This window comes from Kitasatospora sp. NPDC001603 (assembly GCF_040298365.1).
GTDB lineage: Bacteria > Actinomycetota > Actinomycetes > Streptomycetales > Streptomycetaceae > Kitasatospora.
In genome coordinates, this window is record NZ_JBEPAA010000018.1 from 45,068 (window position 1) to 64,345 (window position 19,278).

The window sequence follows — 19,278 nt, forward strand, 5'->3', positions numbered from 1 at the left end:
CGCGGAGCACCATCGTGTCAGACCGGGAGAGCGGGCCCCGCCGGTGCCGGTGCCCTGTGTACCGTGGAACTCCGCCGCCGACGCGGCTGACACGATCCGGCGGGGGAGCACCTGTGGAGCAGCGTCCGGATGCGGCCGACGGTCTCGGCATGTTCGGGTGCGGCCTCGTCCTCATGCTCCTCGTCTGGCTGGCCCTGGCGGGTCTCGCCCACCTGCTCGGACTGGCCGACCGCATGAACTGGGTGGGATGGCTGATCGTCCCCCCGGCCGGAATCGGCGGTGTCCTCCTCGGTCGCGCGTACTTCGCGCGTCGCGGCCGGTCGTAGCGGCTCCGGCGGTTCGGTCGGCGCGGCCGGAAGCCGACCGTGCCGTGCGTCCGGTCGTCGTCATCGGTTGGGGGTTGCCGGGGTCGCTGGTTAGCGTGGCGGTATGACTGAGAACCCGGGAGCCGCTGACTGGCGCGCGGTGAATCGTGCCAACTGGGACGAGCGCGTCCCGATCCACACCTCAGGGGCGTTCTACGACGTGCCCGGCTTCGTCGCGGGCAAGGACCCGCTGCGGGCCTTCGAGCTCGCCGAGGTCGGCGACGTCACCGGGAAGACGCTGGTGCACCTGCAGTGCCACATCGGCCTGGACACGCTGGCGTGGGCCCGGCGGGGCGCCACGGTCACCGGGCTGGACTTCTCGGCGCCGGCCGTGGCCGAGGCCGAGGGGATCGCCAAGGAGATCGGCGCGGCCACGGCCCGCTTCGTCACCGCCGATGTGTACGACGCCGTCGAGGTGCTCGACGGCAGCACGTTCGACATCGTCTACACCGGCCTGGGAGCCCTGTGCTGGCTCCCCGACATCGACCGGTGGGCCCGGACGGCGGCCGCGCTGGTCGCCCCGGGCGGCTTCCTCTACCTGGCCGAGTTCCACCCGTTCGCCGACATCATGGCGGAGGACGGCCGGACCGTCGAGACGGACTACTTCCGGCGCGACCCGATGGTCTGGGACGAGCCCGGCACCTATGCCGACCTGGGCGCGGTGACCACCGCCAACGTGACGATCGAGTGGCAGCACGGGATCGGCGAGGTGCTCAGCGCCCTGGTGGCGGTCGGCCTGCGGGTGGAGTTCCTGCACGAGCACGACTTCACGCTGTTCCCCCGCTTCCCCGTCCTGGAGTCGGAGGACGGCGCCTACCGCTACCCGGCCGGGCAGCCGCGCGTGCCGCTGATCTACTCGATCCGCGCGACGAAGCCGGTGTAGGGACGGGCACGAGCGCCGGCGCAGTCGGCCGGCTGGGACCGGGCGGCGAACCGAGCGGTCCTTCGGGCAGGCTCGGGGCATGGTCTCGGTGTTGCAGAACGTGGCGACCGACTGTGCGGATGCCTGTGCGTTGGCTCGGTTCTGGAGTGAGGTGCTCGGCCGTCCGCCGCATCCGGGAGGACAGGCCGGGTGATCCGGAAACCGAAGTGATGCTGCCGGAGGGCCCGCTGTTGCACTTCAACCAGGTGCCGGAACCGAAGACGGTCAAGAACCGGTTCCACCTGTGCCTGCGTCCGGAGACCACGCGCGAGGAGGAGGTCGAACGCCTGCTGACCCTCGGGGCCATCCTCGTCGATGACCGCCGGGAGCCCGAAGGTCCCGGCGGGGCCGTCCTCGCGGACCCCGAGGGCAATGAGTTCCGCGTTCGCCGCGGTGCGTCCGACCGGGCGGCGATGTCCTCCTGAGGCTGGAGCAGGCAGCCGTCGTGGGCCTTGCTCGCGGCGGGCTGGGCCGTCTCGATGGCCACGACTCCAGTCCTCCGAAGCCCCCTGACAGGGCTGAGCCGGCGCTCAAGCCCCATGGAGCGTGGCGCCGTCCGCCGGGGCCTTCCAGGGCCGCCCCGACCGGTGTGTGAGCCGAGCCGGAATCTGTGGGAAAGACGCCGGGGCCGCGCTCGGTCGAGCGCGGCCCCGGGGTTCTCGGTGCGATGTCAGTAGGTGGAGGTGTAGAGGGTGTAGGCGACGTCGGCGCGGCCCGCGTAGGCGTTGCTCAGTGCGAAGACGTGGGTGCTGGGGCGGAAGATGCCGAAGGTGGTGCGGCCGGTGCCGAGCCAGTCGCCGACGACGGGGAGGTCGCCCTTCTCGCCGTAGGTGGCGGTGGAGACGCTGCCGTCGTCGTGGCGCAGGATGAAGAGGTTGGGGTCGCCGGCGTTGCGGCCGGGGCGGAGGACGCCGAACTGGGCGTGCTGGACGCCGTCCCAGTCGCCGACGACGGGGAGGTCGCCGGGGTCGCCGAAGCGCAGGGTGGTGACAGTGCCGTCGTCGTGGCGTACGGCGAGGAGGCCGGCGCTGGGTCGGTAGACGGCCAGCTGGTCGTTCCGGCCGCGGTCCCAGGCACCGACCACGGGGACGTCCCCCGGATCGCCGAACTGGACCGTCGACACCGAGCCGTCACCGTGCTTCAGGGCGAAGGTGGAGGTACTGGGACGGTAGATGCCCGACTGGCACTGGCAGGTGTTGTCCCAGTTGCCGACGACGGGGAGGTCGCCCGGGTCGCCGAAGCTCCAGTTGCTGGACGGCGTCGAGTCGGACTTGTTGTACGAGAGCGCCCAGCGGCCGTTGTCGAACAGGCCGTTGTGGCTGGTCGGGCCGCCGAAGTAGCCGGTGAACGGCACGCCCGCCTGCGGGCCCGCGACCCGTACGGCCCGCGAGCTGCTCGCGGAGCGGCCGTGGTCGTCGGTGACGGTTTCGGTGATCGTGTAGGTGCCGCCGACGCCGTACTCGTGGGTGAGGGGCGCGGGCGTGTTCGGGCCCTCGACGACGGCGGGGGCGGTGCCGTCACCGAAGTCGAAGACGTGCCGGGCGACCGGCCAGGGGCTGGTGGTCTGGGCCGCCACCGTGACCTGGGCGCGGGACCGGTCGCCGTTGCCCCAGGTGAACTGCGCCCCGAGGTCCGGGACCGGGGCGATGGTGACCTTGCTGGTGGCCGTGCGGACCAGGCCGGATTGGCTGGTGCCGGTCAGCGTCGCCGTGTAGGTGCCGGCGGCCGGGTAGTCGTGGTCGGGGAAGCTGAACTCGGACCGGACGGCGAGGGGCGCGCTGCCGTCCCCGAAGTCCAGCGTTCCGGTGCCCGACCAGCCGGCCGAGAAGTCGCCCCAGAAGGACGCGTTGAGCGGGTGGTCCCGTACGGGCGCCGGGCGGCCGCTCAGCTCGACGTGCAGCGGGTCCTGGAGTTCGATGGCTCCACGGTCCCGGAAGCCCGCGGGGGCGGTGTCGGGGAGGGGGTGGTCGGCCGGCGCCCGGTCGTAGAGGTCGGTGGCCAGCATGCCGGGGGCGGTCGGGTCGGCCGCGTCCGTCAGGCCCACCGTGCCGGCCGGCTCGTACTCCATCACCTGGTTGAACTGCGGGTTCGCGTCGTTGTCGTGCGCGCCCTGCCCGGTGGCCCGGAAGTCCTCGGGGGTGGCGTAGGACGTGCCGCCCCAGGAGTAGGAGACCGGGCTCGACCGTACGACGGAGTTGTAGTCGACCTTGGTGCCCTGGGTGGAGCCGGCCGACACCACCAGCGGGGTCGCCGTGGGATAGGTGCCCGTGCACTGGGAGGCGGGCCACTTGTAGAGGATGTTGTTCTCGACCACGGCCCCGGTGGAGGTGCCGGCGAGCTCCAGGTCGGTCTGGCAGTTGCGGGCGAAGGTGTTGCCCACCACGATCGTGCCGGGCGCGTCGGTGGCGATCACGCCCCGGCCGGTGGCCTCCACGATCTGGTTGGTGGTGACGACGGTGCCGCTCACCCCGGCCTCGACGGCGACGCCGGCGACGGGCGCCCCGTAGGACCGGGTGCGGCTGACCGTGACGTCCGCGCTGGTCCCGGTGACTCGGATGGTCGGGGTCGCCTCGGGGTAGGCCCGGACGCCGTTGAAGACCGGGTTGCCGCCGGACACGTCGTTCCGGTCCAGGACGATCCGCGCGGAGTCCTTGACGAGTACGGCCTCCTGCGGGGCGGCGAGGCTGAGGCCGGTCAGGGTGACGTCGTGAACGCCCTCGAACACGAAGGCGTGCGCCGCGGGGGTCTCACCCTGGCCCCACGAGTCGGTCCCCACGAGCGAGGACGGCGTGTCGTAGGGGATGTCGCCCTTGAAGACGATCGGCTTGCCGGGCAGACCGGAGCGCTTGATCGTGACCTGGCCGACGAGCCGGAGGTTGGGTGCGATCTGGACGGTCTGCCCCGGTTCGGCCACGTTCGCGGCGGCCTGGACGGTGCAGAACGGCTGCGCCTGGGTGCCGGTCCCGCCGTCGGAGCAGTTCGCGTTGTAGGCGTTGTTCACGTGGAGCACGGCCGCGCTCGCGGCGTGGGCGGTGAACGGCAGCACGGTCCCGGCGACCGCGGAGCCGGCGATCGCGGCGGCCAGGCCGACGCGACGGGATATTGCCATGGGCGGAGTTCCCCCTGATATGACACGGCGTGAGGTGCGGCGCTGTCCCGACTGGCGCGCCGACAGAAGGCCCTTCTCAGGCAGACTGCAGGAAAGGGCGGCACAAGTATCCACGAGCCCTTCACGCCGCCTCAACCGGGTATCCCGTCGGTGCGGACGACGTCGGTGGGACACCGGGAAGCGACGACGGTGCAGGTGGAGTCGGCGCGGCCGCCTGGGCGTCGCCGGGGGCGAAGCAGTGGGTGCGACGGTGCGGCTCAGGGCCTCGGCGGGAACCTGGCCGGTACTCGATCCGTGCGACCAAGGCGGTGCAGGAGGGCGGACCCCCGCGCCGGTCGGAGCGGGGACGCCCCCGGAAACGGCGCTGCCGCGCCGCCCGGTGGTCCGGGCGGCGCGGCAGGCTCTCCGTCTGCGCGGAGCGGGCCGGGGCCGAGGGCTCAGGCCGAGAAGTAGCCGATCAGGTCGGCGACCACGTCGGTGGCGCCCCACTGGTTGGTGAACGACACCCGCCCGTCCACCACGGGCACCATCACCAGCGCGGACACGACTTCGCCCGGCCGGTAGTTGATGTTCGAGGCGTCCGGACGCTCCGTCCCGTGCGGGTAGACCGTCAGGAAGCTGGTGTCGGTCGGCCACACCACGGTGACGTTCATCAGCACCTCGGTGACGCCGGTCGAGGGCACCCCCTCGACCCCGGCCACCTTCAGGCTGACCACGTCGCCCGCCCCGCCCAGCGCGCCGGTCCGGGCGCCCTCGCCGGTGCGGGTGTCCATCAGCCGCACCAGGTCGGACGCCGAGTAGGTGGCGCCCTTGGCGGAGTAGTACCCGACGACGTCGACCCCGAGGTCGACCTCGCCCCAGGCGTTGTAGAGGTCCACCTTGCCGTCCGCGCCCACCGGGACGGTCACCAGGTTGGAGACGTTCTGCCCGGTGGTGAAGTTGACGTTCGACGCGTCGGGCACCCCCTGGCCGTGCGGGTACGCCGTGACGTACCCGGTCCGGGTGGGGTTGACGGCGGTCACGCTCATGACGACCGCCGTCACGCCGGTGGTCGGGACGCCGGCGACCCCGGTCACCTGGAGCGGCACCACGCCGCCCCAGCCGACCCGGCCGGCGGGCGCGCCGACGCCCGAGACGGTGTTGAGGATGCGCGTCGGGTTGATCGGGCTCAGCAGGGAGCCGGCGCCGCCGTCCGTGTAGTACCCGGCGATGTCGACGCCGAGGTCGACCTCGCCCCAGGCGTTGCGCAGGTCCACCTTGCCGTTGGACAGCGGCACGGTCACCAGGTTGGGCACGTTCTGCCCGGCCGCGAAGCTCACGGTCGGCAGGTCGGGCACCGGCCGGCCGCTCGGGTACACCGAGATGGCGCTGTTCCGGGTGGGGTTGACGGCCGTCACGTTCATCACGACCGCGGTGACGCCGGTGGCCGGGACCCCGCCGACGCCGGCGACCTGCAACGTCACCACACCGCCCTGACGGACCCGGCCGGCGGGGGCTCCGACGCCCGAGACGGTGTTGAGGATCCGGGACGGCGGGACGGGGACGAACCGGCCCTTGGCCGCGGCCTGGGCGGCCTTGACGGTGAACGCGTTGGCGAGGACCGTGCGGTAGCCGTCGGCCTGGATGTCGTAGCTGCCCGGCGCGAGGCCGTTGGTGTCCACCAGGACGTGCAGCGAGGTGCCGTCGGCGTTGACCGAGAGCGGGGTCACGAGCGGCTGGGTCGGGCTGCCGTCGCGGCGCAGACCCAGCTTGCTGCCCAGGGTGAGGCCGCTGCCGCGGATCTCCACCTGGACCCGCGTCCCGGCGGCGCCGGTGGCGGGGCTCACCGCGCCCACCGTCAGGGGGTTCGCCGGACCGGTGCAGTTGGGGTACTCGCAGGTGCCCTGGAAGCTGTACTCGATCGGCGTCGCGGCCCGGCCCGGACCGATCACCAGGATCGCCCGGCCGCCCTCGGCGGACGTGGTGCTCTGGCAGCGGGCCCCGAACACGCCGGAGTTGTTGCCGCACTGGTAGCTGAGGTCGCTGGTGGTCCACTTGCCGGGGCTGAGCAGCCAGACGAACGGCTGGACGCCCGAGGTCGCGCTGGTCACGCCGGACACCGTGAAGGACTGCGAGGGCTGCATGTCGATCACCGCGCAGTACGCGGTGGACGACTCGGTGAACACCCCGCTGCGGGTCGGGAACCCGGCGATCGACGCCTGGTGCGCGGTGCACTCCGGCGCCCAGCCGCTCGACGTGCCGACCGTCCAGGTGTCCACGTTGGCGTGGATCGCGGTGCCGCGGTACCCGGCCGCGACCACGACCATGGTGTACGAGGTCGAGCCGGTGAGCTGGCAGGGGTTCACGGCGCCGGCCCACTGGGTGCAGACGTACTTGCCGTCGGCGTCGATGACCTGCGACTCGACCGTGCCGTCCGAGGAGCGCGCCGACAGCCACAGCTTGTCCGTGGCGGCGGCGGTGACCCGCACGCACCGGGCGTCCAGCGCCGAGGTGAGCTCGATCGGGAGGGACGGTCCGCCGAAGGCGGTGGACGCCGGGCCGAGGCAGCTCGCGGTGGGCGAGATGTCACGCCGCACCACCTTGTAGGTGTCGCCCCAGGTGCTGTTGGTCAGCAGCGCCGTGTACGCCACACCGGGGGTGAACCGGCAGTTGAAGGCCGAGCTGCTGCCGGTGGAGCAGACCACGGTGCCCTGCGGGTCCACCACCTGCACCGAGGCGTTGACCCGGTTGGCGGTGTTGGTGTAGTCGAACTGCTCGGCGGTGGAGTGCCGGTCGGCCGGCAGGCCCAGGCAGGCCTGCTTCACGGTCGCGGTGAGCGTGAACTCCGCGCCCCAGCTGCCGTCGTAGGGGCTCTGCGGCCAGGCCAGGCAGCCGGCGGTGTCGCCGGTCCGGTGAACCACCAACTGGTAGGCCTGGCCCGGCGTGCCGGTCAGCACCACGCGGAACGGCGCGGTACCGGTCAGCCGGCAGATCGCCGACGGGTAGGCCTCGTCGACGCACTGCTTGGCGCCGGCCGCGTCGAAGACGGCGGCGGTGGCGTACCCGTCCGTCGTCGGCGGCCGGTTGAGCAGGTAGACGCCGGTCCCGGTGGCCGTCGGCAGGGTCAGGCAGTCCGCCCGGCCGCGCGCGCCGAAGGTACCCGCGGCCGCGCCGGAGACCAGTCCGTCGTCCTTGCCGGCGGTGCAGCCCCGGGTCTCGCTGTCCGAGCGGAACACCATGCCGAACGCCGGGTTCTCGAACGTCCGGGCCTCAAGTGCCCAGGTGTAGGTTCCGGGTGTCAGGTCGCAGCCGACGCCCTGGTAGCAGTCGCCGGTGAGCCGGACGCCGTCGGCCGTGTACAACTCGCCGGACAGGGTGGTGCCGTCGGCCGTGACCGGCGCGAAGGAGTACTTGCCGGCGGTGGGGACGTGGAGGAGGCGGCAGCGCACCGTCGAGGTGAGGTCCGGTGCGGACCCGAACGCCTGCGGTTCGACCGTCAGGCAGCCCTCGGCCGGGGCGAGTCGCTCCACGGCGAGGTTGTAGGCCACCGAATCGCCCCAGGTGCGCTGCACCAGGACCCGGAACGGTGCCGGGCCGGCGAGCTTGCAGACGACCGGGTCGCCGAAGCCGTGCGCGCACAGCTCGGTGCCGGTGGCGTCGAAGACCTGCTCGTTGGGCAGGCCGGAGACGTACGTCCGCAGCGTGTCGCCGGCGGCGAGGTCCAGCGTGTAGCAGTCGCCCGCGGAGCCCTGGGGCAGCGTGCGGGAGAAGGCGTTCCGCGCGCCGAGCCTGCGGTCGGCGGCGGTCACCGCGGTGCAGCCGGCGCCGGAGAGCAGCGGGAGGTAGGACAGCGAGACGCCGTTGGACCGGAAGTCGCCGTTGCGGACCGCCAGCGTGTACGTGCCCGCCTGGCCGGTTGCGCAGCGCAGCACGGTGGAGAGGTTGGCGCAGCTGACGGCGGTGCCGTCCGGCGCGGTCAGCTGCGGGTAGACCGGCGAGTAGACCGCGACGGCCTGGACGAAGACCACGTCCTTGGGCTGCGCCAGCGTGAAGGTGACGGTGGCCGTCTTGTCCGGGTCGATCGCGCAGGTGGCGACCGTGCCGGGAGTCAGCGACGCCGGACAGGGACCGGTCGGGTCGGCCGCCTTGAGCGCTTGGACGGCGGCGTCGCGCGCGGCCTTCGGGTCCACCGCGGGCGGTGCCGGGGCCGTCGGGCCGGCGGTGGGCACCGGCTCCGCGGTGGTGCTCGGGCTCTGCCCGGCGGGCTCGCCCGGTGCGGCGGTCGGCGTGGTCGTCGGCGCGGCCGCCGGCTCGCTCGCGGACGAGGTGGCCGCGGGCGGATTCACCGCAGCGGCGGCCGGGTTGATCTGGCCCATCAGCGTGGCCAGCACGGCGACCAGCAGGACGGCCGGCGTGGTGGTGACCGCTCGTATCCGTCGGTGTCGCCCACGTCTGCCTGACGGCAGCATGCTCATCTCTTCCCCCATCTCAGGACGTGCCTGACTGACTTCCATGGACCGCTGCGGGAGCTCAGCGCAGCCGGGAGTCTAGCGAGCCGGACCGACGTCGTGATCATGGGCTCCGGCAGGGACGAGGGTGCCACGGGAGCCCCGCGTGCGCGACGGGATTAATCCGGCCGGGCCGGCCTGGCGCGCCGTGCTGTCGCTGTCGTCGGCGGACCCTTGAGGCGGGAGTTCAGGGATGCTCTGACGCCCCGTCCGCGGCCACCTCCGTGAGCCGCCGGAACCGCTCCGGGCCGGGCCCCGCGCCGTCGCGGTGCCCGGCCCGGGAGCGGTCAGGTGTTGGTTCAGGTGTTGGTTCAGTGGCGGGGCTAGGCCGTGTCTGATAATCCGCGTCCGTTCAGAGATCCCAGGACCGCAGCCGCTCCAGTGCCTCCCACTCGGGGCGGAGCAGGGAGAGCATGGCGATGTCGTACCGCCGCCCCCGGTGGAGACAGGCGGCCCGCCGGATGCCCTCGTGGGTGAAACCGGCGCGGGCGAGGAGGGCGAGCGCCGCTGCGTTGCCGGTGTGGGGAAGCGTTTCAAGGCGGTGCAGCGGGAGTTCGCCGAATGCGAGGTCGATAAGGGCATTCAGGGCGGCGCGCCCGTAACCGCGGCCGCGGTGGTCAGGATCGACGAGGAGACGGACGGTGGCGGTGCCATCGGACATGTTCTGCTCAGCCAGGGCTGCCGCGCCAACCGGCGTGCCGTCCGGGAGCAGTGCGAGGAAGCCGTCGTGGTCGGTGTCGTCGATGTCGCGTTCGATCTGCTCACGCACCGCGGAGAGCGGGCGCGGCCATTGGCCTAGCTCGTGCGCGGACACCGGCTCGGACCACCATGCGTGCAGAAGCTCGGCATCGTCTACGTCGAGCGGGGCGAGGGTGATGGTTGGGGCCGCGGCCGGAGAGGCGTTCTCGCTGGTCATGGGCGGATGCTAGGCCACACCTCGCACGTGATCCTATTTGGGCAGGTCATTGTTCCTCCGCTCGCAGCCAGAGGATCAGCGCGGCGAGAACTACGCCAGCTCGGTAGCGGGTGGCCAGCTTGTCGAACCTGGTTGCCACTGCCCGGAATTGCTTCAGCCTGGCAAAGCACCGCTCGACAACGTTCCGTCCCTTGTAGGCGGTCTTGTCGAAAGCCGGCGGCCGACCGCCCCGGCCCGTGCGGCGGGCGCGGTTGGCGATCTGGTCCCGGCGTTCGGGGATGGTTGCCTTGATCCGCCGACGCCGCAGCAGGTTGCGGATCTTTCGGGAGGAGTAGGCCTAATGGGAGACGAAGGTCGGCCACCACCTGGTCGGGCCTGGTCCTCGGCCGCCCGGCCCCGACGCGCGGAACACGGATGGCGTCGAGGACGGCAGGCAGCATCGTGCAGTCCGCCGTGTTGCCGGTGCTCAGCACGATTTCCAGGGCCACGACGACTGCTCGTCGGCCAGGAAGGACTCGACGAGTTCGGCGGCGCGTTCCTCGGAGATCACGCCTTCATCCTTCACCACGGGTCAACCGGATTATCGTCGGCGGGCCCTGCCCGGGTCGGGCAGGGCCTGCCGCGTCGGTCAGGCGGTGAAGTTGGGGGACCCGGCTTCGATGGCCTTCACGAAGGCGCTCCACTCGGCCTGGTCGAAGGCGAGGTGGGGGCGGGTGAGGTCCTTGTCGTCGCCGAGCCAGACGTCGCCGTTGGGGAAGCGGGCGATGATCACGCAATTGCCGTTGCCGTCACCGGAGAAGGGGGACTTGGCCCAGGCGGCGGTGGCGGGATCGTGGTCGTAGGGATCGTGCGTCTGGCTCACGTCAGCTCTTCCAACTTACGTTCAAGGGCGGCGATGGTGTCCTCCGGAGACAACGCGTGGCGCTTGACCCGGGCGAAGGCCCGTTCGGCTCGCCGTACGTCGCGTCCCGTTCTACGCGGGAGCATACCGCCGACGGCTTCGATGAATACGAATCCGTTTTCGGGATCGTCGGGGAAGCGCATCAGAGTGATTCCAGACGACAGGATGCCGGGACGTCCGGCACTCAGAGGCACCATGCGCAGTGTGACGTTCGGGTACTGAGCCACTTGGATGGCGTGCTTGACCTGTTCGGCCAGTACGGCCCGGTCGCCGGCCACGAGCAGGGCGACCTCCCCGAAGTAAGCCTCGAACGTCAGTAGTGGATCTCGTGTCAGTCGTCGCTGGCGCAGGATCCGAACCTCGGCTCCGGCCTCGACACTCTCCTCGTTCGGCGAGTCGAGACCGGCTGCGATCATTTCTTTCGCGTAGGACTCGGTCTGAACCAGGCCGGGGAAGCCGGACGCGAAGTAGTCCAGCATGTGTGAGGCGTCGGCTTCGAGCGCGAGGTACTCGGCGAACGCCGGCGTGATCGCCTCGGCGTAATCGAGGTTGCGCCACCACTGTTTGGGCGGGCCGCTCCCGAGAAGGTTCTCGAAGTAGTCGCGATCCGCCCCGGTGACTCCGTAGTAGTCCAGGAGCGTGGCCAGATCGGCCGAGCCGACCGATTGCTCGGCGCGTTCCATCTTGCTGAGACGAGCCGGACTCCAGCCCTCCAGGTCGTTCGTCACCTGAAGGAGCTTCTTGTTCTGATCCAGCCGCAGGGCGCGCAGCTCGTCGCCGAGCCTGATCTGCCTGATCGCGGACAGGTCCTTGCTCAAGTGGGGCCCTCCCCTCGGGTGTGGACGACCAGTCTTGCCGGACAGAACCGCTTGACTCAAGCCGTTTCAAGATCCACCGATTTTCTAAGGCGTTCTAGTTGCTATTTCGAATCGCCACACTCCACACTCAACGTGACCGCACGAACACGCTCCTGACGGGGTGTTGAGATGCGAAGGGGCGAGCTATGTCCACTTTGAGCAGACCTGTCCTCCAGACCTGGGAAGCAGCCCTCACCGAGCACGCGGGCTCGGTGCGGACGGCTCGCCATCAGGTCCGTCAACGACTCACCGAGTGGGGGTGGCAGGGCGAGCGCGTCGACGATCTCGTCCTGATCACCTCGGAACTCGTCACCAACGCCGTGGTGCACGCCTGCCAGGGCCACGGTGAAGTCCGGATCTACCTCCAGGAGTTCGGCGGCGATTGCCGCCTGGAGGTGTGGGACCCGCGTTACGACCTGCCGCTCCAGGAGCGGCGGCCGCGCCGCTTCAACGAGGGCGGGCGCGGGATCGAGCTGGTCCGGGAGCTGGCCTTCGACTTCGGCGTGGTCGTGCGTCGCGGAGCGGGCAAGCGCGTCTGGGTGCGCGTCCTGCTCGCGGACGCCGATCCTCCTCCCCTTCTCAGGAATTGAGCACCATGCACTGCCGAGCGAAGCACCGCCGCCGTCCCAAGCACCGCCGCCGCATCCTCACCGGACGTGATCACGCCTCGCGCGAAGGTCATCCGGTCCCGCGAGCCGGCTCCGCCGATCGCCCCGCCAACCGCCCCTCGACCGCCGAACTCGTCGCCGTCGCAGTCGTGTTCGTCATCAGCCTCGGGCTCGCCTTCGTCGCCGCGGCCCTGGTCGGCCCCGGTGAGCCCGCCGCCGCCCGCGTCGTCTGGTGGACGACCCTCGCCGCCGCCCTGATGCGGGGCGTCACCTGGTCGGACACCCTCCTCGACCGCCGCCACCAGGAGAGGGGGTAGCCCATGGAGCCGCGCATGTCCGACACGCAGCTGCCCACCCGACACGCGGCGGTCGTCGTCGCCCGTGACTCCTGAGGCCTGGTCGCCGTACCGACCGCCCCGTCTCCTCTGCACGGTGGCGCGTACCTGTTCCTCCCCGGCGGGCGCCAGGAGCGTGGGGAGACCCCTAGGGGTGCGCGAGGCGTGAGCTTCGTGAGGAAGCCGGGATCACCGCCGAAGCGTGGCGCCCGCTCGGCTCGTACGCCATCGTGCCGGGCTCCACGGCGCGGCTCCACCTCCTCGAGGCCCGTGGCCTGACCGTCGGCCCGCAGGAGCCGGTGCCCGGTGAGGGCGGGTTCGAGCGGATGTGGGGGTCGATGGCGGACGCCCGCGGCGCCGTCGGCGAGGGGAGGTTGCTCCTCCAGGGTGGCCCGCCGGCCCTGCTCCTCGCCGACCGGTCGCCGGTGGCGGCCGGGGCCGCTCGCCCGGTGTCCGTCACCCTCGGTGAGAGCTGCGGCGGTGGGCCCCGGTGAGGGGCCACCGCAGGGCGGGAACAGCGCTCCGTCACCGTCTCCCGGTCGGGGCACGGTGTTCGGTCCGCTGATCCGACCGGTGCCCACACGGGTGTGTCAGGCTTGTCGGAGAGGGGCTGGAGCACGACCGCGGTCGGGAGGCTCGCGATGGCCGAGATACAGGTGAACGGGGTGTCGCTGTACTACGAGGCCCGGGGTGCCGGGCCGGGCGTGGTGCTGGTCCACGGGTCCTGGAGCGACGCCGACAGCTGGGCGCGGGTGGTGCCCGGGCTGGCCGAGCAGGCCACCGTGGTCGCCTACGACCGGCGCGGGCACAGCCGCAGCGACGACCTGCTCACCCAGGGCTCGGTCCACGAGGACGCGGCCGACCTCGCCGGGCTGATCCAGGGCCTCGGTCTCGCCCCCGTCTTCGTCTGCGGGGACTCCTACGGCTCGCTGATCACGCTGCGCCTCGCCGCCGCCCGCCCGGACCTGGTGCGCGGCGTCGCCGTGCACGAGCCGCCCGGGACGTCGATGCTGCTGGCCGACCCGGACCTGCGGCCCATCGCCACCGCGTTCGCCGGCCGGATCGCCGACGTGCGGGAGCTGCTGGAGCAGGCGGAGTCGGCGGCCGCGGCGGAGCTGTTCGTGGAGACGCTCGCCTTCGGCCCGGGGGCGTGGGCCCAGCTGCCCGCGCCGATCCGGCACACCTACATCCGCAACGCCCCGACGTACCTGGACGAGCTGCGGGACCCGGACGCGCTGGACCTCGACCTGACCGCGCTGTCCCGTTTCACCGAGCCCGCGCTGCTCACGCAGAGCGATGACAACGCGCCGATGTACGGCGAGGTGCTGGACATGATCGATCTCGCGCTGCCGAAGGCGGAGCGGCACCTGTACGCGGGCGCCGGTCACGCTCCGCATCTGTCGCAGCCGGAGGAATGGGTGCGGGTGACCCTCCCGCGCATCCTGGGGTGAGGTGCGCGTGGGGGGCGTGCACCCGCAGCGCGCCCGCCCCGTGATGGCCGCAGACTCCTCCGAACTCCGCCCCCGTGGGTGGGACTCGGCGGAGCGCCTCACGCGGCTCCGGGCGTCCTGCGGGTAGCGACGTTCATCCGGTTCCAGGTGTTGACCGTGAAGATCAGCGCGATGAGCTGGGCCAGCGCCTTCTCGTCGAAGCGCGCGGCCGCCTCGTCGTAGACCGCGTCGGAGACGCCCTGCGGCAGCAGCGTCACCGCCTCGGTGAGGGCGAGCGCCGCGCGCTCCTCGGCGGTGAAGAGGCTGGAGTCCTCCCAGGCGCTCAGCTGGTAGATCCGCTCCTCGCGCTCGCCCGCCCGGCGGGCGTCGCCGGTGTGGTAATCGATGCAGTAGGCACAGTGGTTGAGCTGCGAGGCGCGGATCTGCACGAGTTCGACCAGGACCGGGTCGAGGCCCTGGCGGGAGGCGGCGTCCAGGGCCAGGACGGCCTTGAAGACCTTCGGGGCGACGGCGGAGAGGTTCATGCGCTGGGGGATCTGAACGGGTGTCATGCGGCCGAGCCTAGGAGCGGATGCGGCCCGCGAGATGGTGCTTTCCGTAGGGGATTCGGTGGGTCAATTCTGCGCGGGATCCCCTGCGTCGCCGCCCCGCAGCCGGTCGCGCTGCACCTGGTGGGCGAGGGCGCGGCGCACCGAGGCGGAAGCGGCGGCGGTCTTCGGCGAACCCGCCGGAGGCGCCGTGCGCGCGGCGGGGACGTCCAGGGCCCGGCTGATCGCGTCGTAGGCCGCGCGGTGGCCGGCGGGCAGCCGCTCCCGGTGCACCCGCAGGTCCTCTTCGAGCAGCCGGCGCAGCTCGTCGACGCCCTGGGGGGTGAAGCGCTTGCGGCCCCGGGCGAGTGCGGTGACGTGCCGGGTGCAGTGGGCGCGGTCGTCGAGGGTCTCGGAGACCTCCTCGGCGAGGCCCCAGAGGCGCCCTTCGAGCCAGGGCGTGTCGTGCTGGTCGAGCGAGACGTCCAGCGGGGGGTGCGGCTCGCCGCTCCCGTGCCTGGCCACCTGCTTGGAGACGGCCGGCTGGCTCATCTCGGTGAGCCGGGCGATCCTGCTCTGGCTCCAGCCGAGGCCGACGAGCACCTGGATCATCTCGGTGCGCAGGGTCCGCATCTCCTCACCGGCCCGGATGACCTCGTTCATGCCGGCGATGATCCGCTCGGCCTGGTCCTCGGTGAGGGCCTCGTACGTCGGGTGGGTGTCGCGCTCGCCTGCCATGACTCGGTTATACACCTGCGGCGGCGCTGCCCATAACCGGGTTGTATAACCTGGTTATGAGTGCCATGATCCCTGCCATGCCCACCTACTCCGCACCCGACGGCACCCGACTCGCCTACCGCGTCCACGGGGCCGGCGACCCGCTGCTCTGCATCCCCGGCGGTCCGGCGGACTCCCGCTACCTCGGCGACCTCGGCGGCCTGTCCGCGCACCACCGGCTGATCGTCCCGGACCTGCGCGGCACCGGCCGGTCCGCCCTCCCCGAGGATCCCGCCTCCTACCGCTGCGACCGCCTCGTCGACGACATCGAGGCCCTGCGCCGCCACCTCGGACTCGACCGGGTGGACGTGCTCGGCCACTCCGCCGGCGCGAACATCGCCACGCAGTACGCGGCCCGCCACCCGGCGAACGTCCGCAGGCTGGTGCTCGTCGGCCCCGGGACGCGGGCCGTCGGCATCGAGATCGACGGGGGGACCCGGCGCGAGGTGGCGCGGCTGCGCAGCGGCGAGCCGTGGTTCCCGGCGGCGCACGCCGCGCTGGAGGCGATCACCGAGGGGACCGGCACCGACTGGGCGGCCGTCGACCCGTTCTTCCACGGGCGGTGGGACGCGGCGGCGCGCCAGGTCCAGGAGGCCGGGCGGCCCGGCAACCCGGAGGCCGTCGCGCGGTTCGCGGCCGACGGCGCCTTCACCCCCGGGGCGACCAGGGCGGCGCTCGCCGCCCTCCCCTCGCCCGCGCTGCTGCTGACCGGGGAGTTCGACCTGAACAGCCCGCCGCGCCCGGTCGCGGAGTTCGCCGCACTGTTCCCCGACGCCGAGCCGGTCGTCCAGCCCGGGGCGGGCCACTACCCGTGGCTGGACGACGCCGACCGGTTCGTGGCGACGGTGGCCGGCTTCCTGGGGTGACGGGCCGGCGGGTGGCGTGGGCCGGGCTTCCCGGGGTGACGGGCCGGCGGGTGGTCCGGGCCGGTGCGGGCCGGGTGCGGGTCAGCGGCAGAGGGCCGTGCGCACCACGTCGTCGACCCGGGACCGGGACGGCTGGTCGGTCAGCTGGACGGTCACCGCCACGTTGGCGGCCCGGCCGTCGGTGGTGACGCCGCCCCGGGTCTCGAACCCGGGGAAGCTGCCGCCGTGACCCCAGTAGACGCCGGGGCCGCACGGCAGCGGCATGCTCACCAGGCCCAGTCCGTAACCGGCGCCGGGGCCGAAGGTCTCCTCGGCGGGAACGGTGTCCTGCATCTGGCGGAGCTGCTCGGGCAGGAGGAGGCGGCCGGGGGTCAGCAGCGCGCTGTAGAAGCGGTTGAGGTCGGAGTTGGTGGAGACCAGCTGACCCGCCGCCCAGCCCCAGGAGGGGTCCATGTCCGTGATGTCGACCAGGGCGCCCGCCTCGTCCCGGTAGTAGCCGTGGGGGTGGGCCTCCCGGATGGTCGCGTCACCGGGGGCGGGGAAGTAGGTGTGGCGCAGGCCGAGCGGCTTGATGATGCGTCGCTCGATCTCCGTGGCGAGCGACCGGTGGGTGACGCTCTCGACGATCAGGCCGGCCAGCACGTAGTTGGTGTTGCTGTACGCCCAGCCCTTCCCCGGGTCGAAGTCGGCCGGGTGCCGGAGCGCGATGCCGACGAGCTCGCGGGGGTCGTAGTAGCGGACGTCGTCGTCGAGGTACTTGCTGTAGTTGGGGAGTCCGCTGGTGTGCTGGAGGAGCTGGCGGACGGTGATGCCGTTCCCGTCGATGCCCGCCCCGGCGCCCTCGCCGCGGACCAGGCCCGGCAGGTAGTCCTCGACCTTGGCGCCGAGGTCGATCCTGTGCTGGCCGACCAGCTGCAGCACGACCGCCGCCGTGAAGGCCTTGGTGTTGCTGCCGATCCGGACCTGTCCGTCGTCGGGCACCTTCGCGCCGGTCGTCACGTCGCCCACCCCCGCGGTGTAGGTGCGGGTGCGGCCGTACCGGTCGGTGACGCTCGCCAGTGCACCGGGAGTGCCGTCCGACCGCAGCAGTGCGGTCAGCCCCTGCTGGACGGCGTCCGGCCGGGACGTCCCGGAGGTCGCGGACGTCCCGGACGCCGCGGAGGCCGCGGGCGCCGCGAGGAGCCCCATCGTCATGGCGCCCCCGGCCACGGCGGCCGCGGCCCGCAGGGCCCTGCGCCGGCCACCGCCCTGCTGCCGGTCGGAAGAACGGAACCTCTGCGATGCCTGCTCGCGCACGGGGCAACTCCTGGGTGGTCGTCGGGAATCCAGCGGTAGGTGCTGGTCCCAGCATGTCCAGGGGCGACCGTCCGGGGCGATCCTGCTGTCCGCCCAGGTGAGGGTGGGGCTAACCCCCCGTCGTCCCGGCCCGATCGGGCAGCGGTGGAGAGGGGGCGGAGGCCAGGTGCGGGGTGGCGGCGTCAGTCGGGCGTGCCGGGCGTGCCGGACGTGGCGGGCTTACCGGGAGTGTCGGGGACGGCGAGGGCATCGGGGACGGCTCGGGTGTCGGGCGTTCCGGGGGTGGCGGCGGCGGTTCCGGTGGGGCTCGGTCTTCTGCACATGAGGGGCTCTCCACGGTTCGACGGCGTGTGCCCGGGACTCTAGTCATGGACGCGTCAGGCCGAAAGGGGGCGTACGGGCGCAGCCGCGCGGGCCCCCGTGCGCCGGGGCCCGCGCGCAAACGTGAGGTGGTCAGTCGCCGAGGCTGTCGCGGACGGCCTCGACCAGGCGATCGGCCCGCGCGTCGCCGTGGCCGATCATGCGGTTCGCCGTGTAGGCGAAGCCGATGCCGAACTCGTCGTCACCGAAGGCGAACTGGCCGCCGGCGCCGTCGTTGCCGAAGCTGCGGGCGCCGAGCATCGGCCGGAACGACGGGGAGGGGAGCAGGACCCCCGAGCCCCAGCGGGCGCCCAGGTCGAAGCCCAGGAAGCCGGCACCGGAAGAGAGTTCACGGACGGCGTCGGTGACGGTCGCCGGGGAGAGCAGCCGCTCGCTCCGCCCGCCCGTGGGGCGCTCGACGCCGGTGACGGCGGCCGCGTACAGGCCGGCCAGACCGGTCGCGGAGGCGACGGCGCCCGCCCCCGGCAGCTCGACGGCGTGCAGCGCCGGGTCGTTCCACCCGCGCGGCTCGTCCAGGCCGGGGAAGACGAGCGCGCCGTTCATCGTCACGATCCGGGTCAGCAGGTGCTCCGGGCCGGGCAGCGGGCGGCGGCCCTCGGCCTCCACCAGCCGTGCCAGGCGGCCGAGTTCGGACGGCGGAAGGCCGAGCCAAGCGGACAGCCCGAGCGGCTCGCCGATGGTCCGGCGGAAGAAGGCGCCCGGGGTGAGGCCGGTGATCCGCCGGACGACCTCGCCGAGCAGGAAGCCGAAGACGTGGCCGTGGTACTCGAAGGTCGTACCCGGCTCCCAGAGCGGCTGCTGCTCCTCGATGGCGCGGACGACGGGCGCCCAGGCGGCGATCTCCTCGAAGGAGAGCGCGGCGTCCAGGGCCGGGAGCCCGGCCCGGTGGCCCAGGACCATCCGGCAGGTGATCGCGTCCTTGTCGTACCGGCCCGTGCGCTTCGGATCGGCGTCCGGGCCCGCGAACTCGGGCCAGTAGCGGCTCACCGGGGCGTCGAGGTCGAGCAGGCCCTGCTGCGCGAGGAGGTGGACCGAGATCGCCACGAGGCCCTTGGCGCAGGAGAAGACCGGGACGACGGTGTCGGCCTCCCACGGCCGGCCGGTGCGCTCGTCCGCGACGCCGCCCCACAGCTCGACCACCTTGCGGCCGCCGGCGAACACCGTGACGGCGGAGCCGAGTTCGGGGAAGTCGGCGTAGTTGCGCGCGAAGGCGTCGGCGACCGCCCCGAACCCTTCGTCGGCCCACCCCTGATGCTGCTGCATCGGTCCGTCCCTCCGCGTGCGACCGCACCCGGCGGCCAAGATCATCGACCGGCCCACGGTACGGCGCGGGGCGGCCCGGCCACGAACGATTTACGGGGGCGGGGGTGGGGGCGGGGGCGGGGGCGGGGGAGCGGGGGGCGGGGTCGGAGCGGGGGCGGGAGCCGGGGCGGGGGAGCGGGGCCGGTCGGCGGTGGTGGCGGGTCGGGGCCGATCCGTG

At 72.6% G+C, this 19,278-nt stretch carries 16 protein-coding genes and 2 pseudogenes; 8 read left to right on the forward strand and 10 right to left on the reverse strand.

Going from position 1 to position 19,278, the window contains the following annotated elements; translation table 11 throughout:
- Nucleotides 1-113 precede the first annotated feature (113 nt).
- From ABT263_RS14415 to ABT263_RS14425, 3 genes and pseudogenes are all read left to right on the forward strand, one after another.
- Nucleotides 114-326 (forward strand): hypothetical protein, encoded by a 213-nt coding sequence (locus ABT263_RS14415; RefSeq protein ID WP_352290797.1) that lies wholly within the window; start codon nt 114-116, stop codon nt 324-326.
- A 103-nt stretch (nt 327-429) separates the two neighbouring features.
- Complete coding sequence (locus tag ABT263_RS14420) at nt 430-1,248, forward strand: class I SAM-dependent methyltransferase (RefSeq protein ID WP_352290798.1); 819 nt, start codon at nt 430-432, stop codon at nt 1,246-1,248.
- A 79-nt stretch (nt 1,249-1,327) separates the two neighbouring features.
- A pseudogene (locus tag ABT263_RS14425) lies at nt 1,328-1,712 on the forward strand (VOC family protein).
- A gap of 245 nt (nt 1,713-1,957) precedes the next feature.
- Here ABT263_RS14425 and ABT263_RS14430 read toward each other — a convergent pair.
- The 6 genes and pseudogenes from ABT263_RS14430 to ABT263_RS14455 form a co-directional block, all read right to left on the reverse strand.
- On the reverse strand, nt 1,958-4,396 hold the full coding sequence (locus tag ABT263_RS14430; protein ID WP_352290799.1) for a PKD domain-containing protein: 2,439 nt from the start codon (nt 4,394-4,396) through the stop codon (nt 1,958-1,960).
- Nucleotides 4,397-4,833: 437 nt separating this feature from the next.
- Nucleotides 4,834-8,850 (reverse strand): hypothetical protein, encoded by a 4,017-nt coding sequence (locus ABT263_RS14435; protein ID WP_352290800.1) that lies wholly within the window; start codon nt 8,848-8,850, stop codon nt 4,834-4,836.
- A 385-nt stretch (nt 8,851-9,235) separates the two neighbouring features.
- Nucleotides 9,236-9,799: a GNAT family N-acetyltransferase gene (locus tag ABT263_RS14440; protein WP_352290801.1), complete on the reverse strand. Its 564-nt coding sequence runs from the start codon at nt 9,797-9,799 to the stop codon at nt 9,236-9,238.
- Nucleotides 9,800-9,845: 46 nt separating this feature from the next.
- Nucleotides 9,846-10,281: pseudogene (locus ABT263_RS14445) on the reverse strand (transposase); the annotation flags it as partial.
- Nucleotides 10,282-10,427: 146 nt separating this feature from the next.
- Entirely contained in the window at nt 10,428-10,661 is a 234-nt protein-coding gene (locus tag ABT263_RS14450; RefSeq protein ID WP_352290802.1) for a DUF397 domain-containing protein, read from the reverse strand.
- Entirely contained in the window at nt 10,658-11,518 is an 861-nt protein-coding gene (locus ABT263_RS14455) for a helix-turn-helix domain-containing protein (RefSeq protein WP_352290803.1), read from the reverse strand. The genes ABT263_RS14450 and ABT263_RS14455 overlap by 4 nt, the downstream gene beginning before the upstream one ends.
- A 185-nt stretch (nt 11,519-11,703) precedes the next feature.
- Between ABT263_RS14455 and ABT263_RS14460 the strand changes: the two genes are divergently transcribed.
- The 4 genes from ABT263_RS14460 to ABT263_RS14475 all read left to right on the forward strand — a co-directional run bounded on the left by ABT263_RS14460 (nt 11,704) and on the right by ABT263_RS14475 (nt 13,951).
- Nucleotides 11,704-12,147 (forward strand): ATP-binding protein, encoded by a 444-nt coding sequence (locus ABT263_RS14460; protein WP_352290804.1) that lies wholly within the window; start codon nt 11,704-11,706, stop codon nt 12,145-12,147.
- A 5-nt stretch (nt 12,148-12,152) separates the two neighbouring features.
- On the forward strand, nt 12,153-12,482 hold the full coding sequence (locus ABT263_RS14465) for a hypothetical protein (RefSeq protein ID WP_352290805.1): 330 nt from the start codon (nt 12,153-12,155) through the stop codon (nt 12,480-12,482).
- A 248-nt stretch (nt 12,483-12,730) separates the two neighbouring features.
- Nucleotides 12,731-12,994 (forward strand): hypothetical protein, encoded by a 264-nt coding sequence (locus ABT263_RS14470; RefSeq protein WP_352290806.1) that lies wholly within the window; start codon nt 12,731-12,733, stop codon nt 12,992-12,994.
- A 147-nt stretch (nt 12,995-13,141) separates the two neighbouring features.
- On the forward strand, nt 13,142-13,951 hold the full coding sequence (locus ABT263_RS14475; RefSeq protein ID WP_352290807.1) for an alpha/beta fold hydrolase: 810 nt from the start codon (nt 13,142-13,144) through the stop codon (nt 13,949-13,951).
- 98 nt (nt 13,952-14,049) lie between these two features.
- Here ABT263_RS14475 and ABT263_RS14480 read toward each other — a convergent pair whose 3' ends face one another.
- Both ABT263_RS14480 and ABT263_RS14485 read right to left on the reverse strand, forming a co-directional pair.
- A complete protein-coding gene (locus ABT263_RS14480) occupies nt 14,050-14,502 on the reverse strand; it encodes a carboxymuconolactone decarboxylase family protein (protein WP_352290808.1) in 453 nt (150 codons plus the stop codon).
- A gap of 63 nt (nt 14,503-14,565) precedes the next feature.
- Nucleotides 14,566-15,216, reverse strand: coding sequence for a sigma-70 family RNA polymerase sigma factor (locus ABT263_RS14485; protein ID WP_352290809.1), 651 nt, complete (start codon nt 15,214-15,216; stop codon nt 14,566-14,568).
- Between the two features lie 77 nt (nt 15,217-15,293).
- On the opposite strand from ABT263_RS14485, the gene ABT263_RS14490 reads away from it, so the two are divergent.
- Nucleotides 15,294-16,121, forward strand: a complete 828-nt coding sequence (locus tag ABT263_RS14490; RefSeq protein ID WP_352290810.1) for an alpha/beta fold hydrolase — start codon at nt 15,294-15,296, stop codon at nt 16,119-16,121.
- A gap of 81 nt (nt 16,122-16,202) precedes the next feature.
- Here the strand turns inward: ABT263_RS14490 and ABT263_RS14495 are convergent, their stop codons facing one another.
- Nucleotides 16,203-17,417 carry a serine hydrolase domain-containing protein gene (locus ABT263_RS14495; protein ID WP_352290811.1) on the reverse strand — a complete coding sequence of 405 codons (1,215 nt, stop codon included), beginning with the start codon at nt 17,415-17,417 and terminating at the stop codon, nt 16,203-16,205.
- A gap of 453 nt (nt 17,418-17,870) precedes the next feature.
- On the reverse strand, nt 17,871-19,061 hold the full coding sequence (locus ABT263_RS14500) for a serine hydrolase domain-containing protein (RefSeq protein ID WP_352290812.1): 1,191 nt from the start codon (nt 19,059-19,061) through the stop codon (nt 17,871-17,873).
- Between the last annotated feature and the right edge of the window lie 217 nt (nt 19,062-19,278).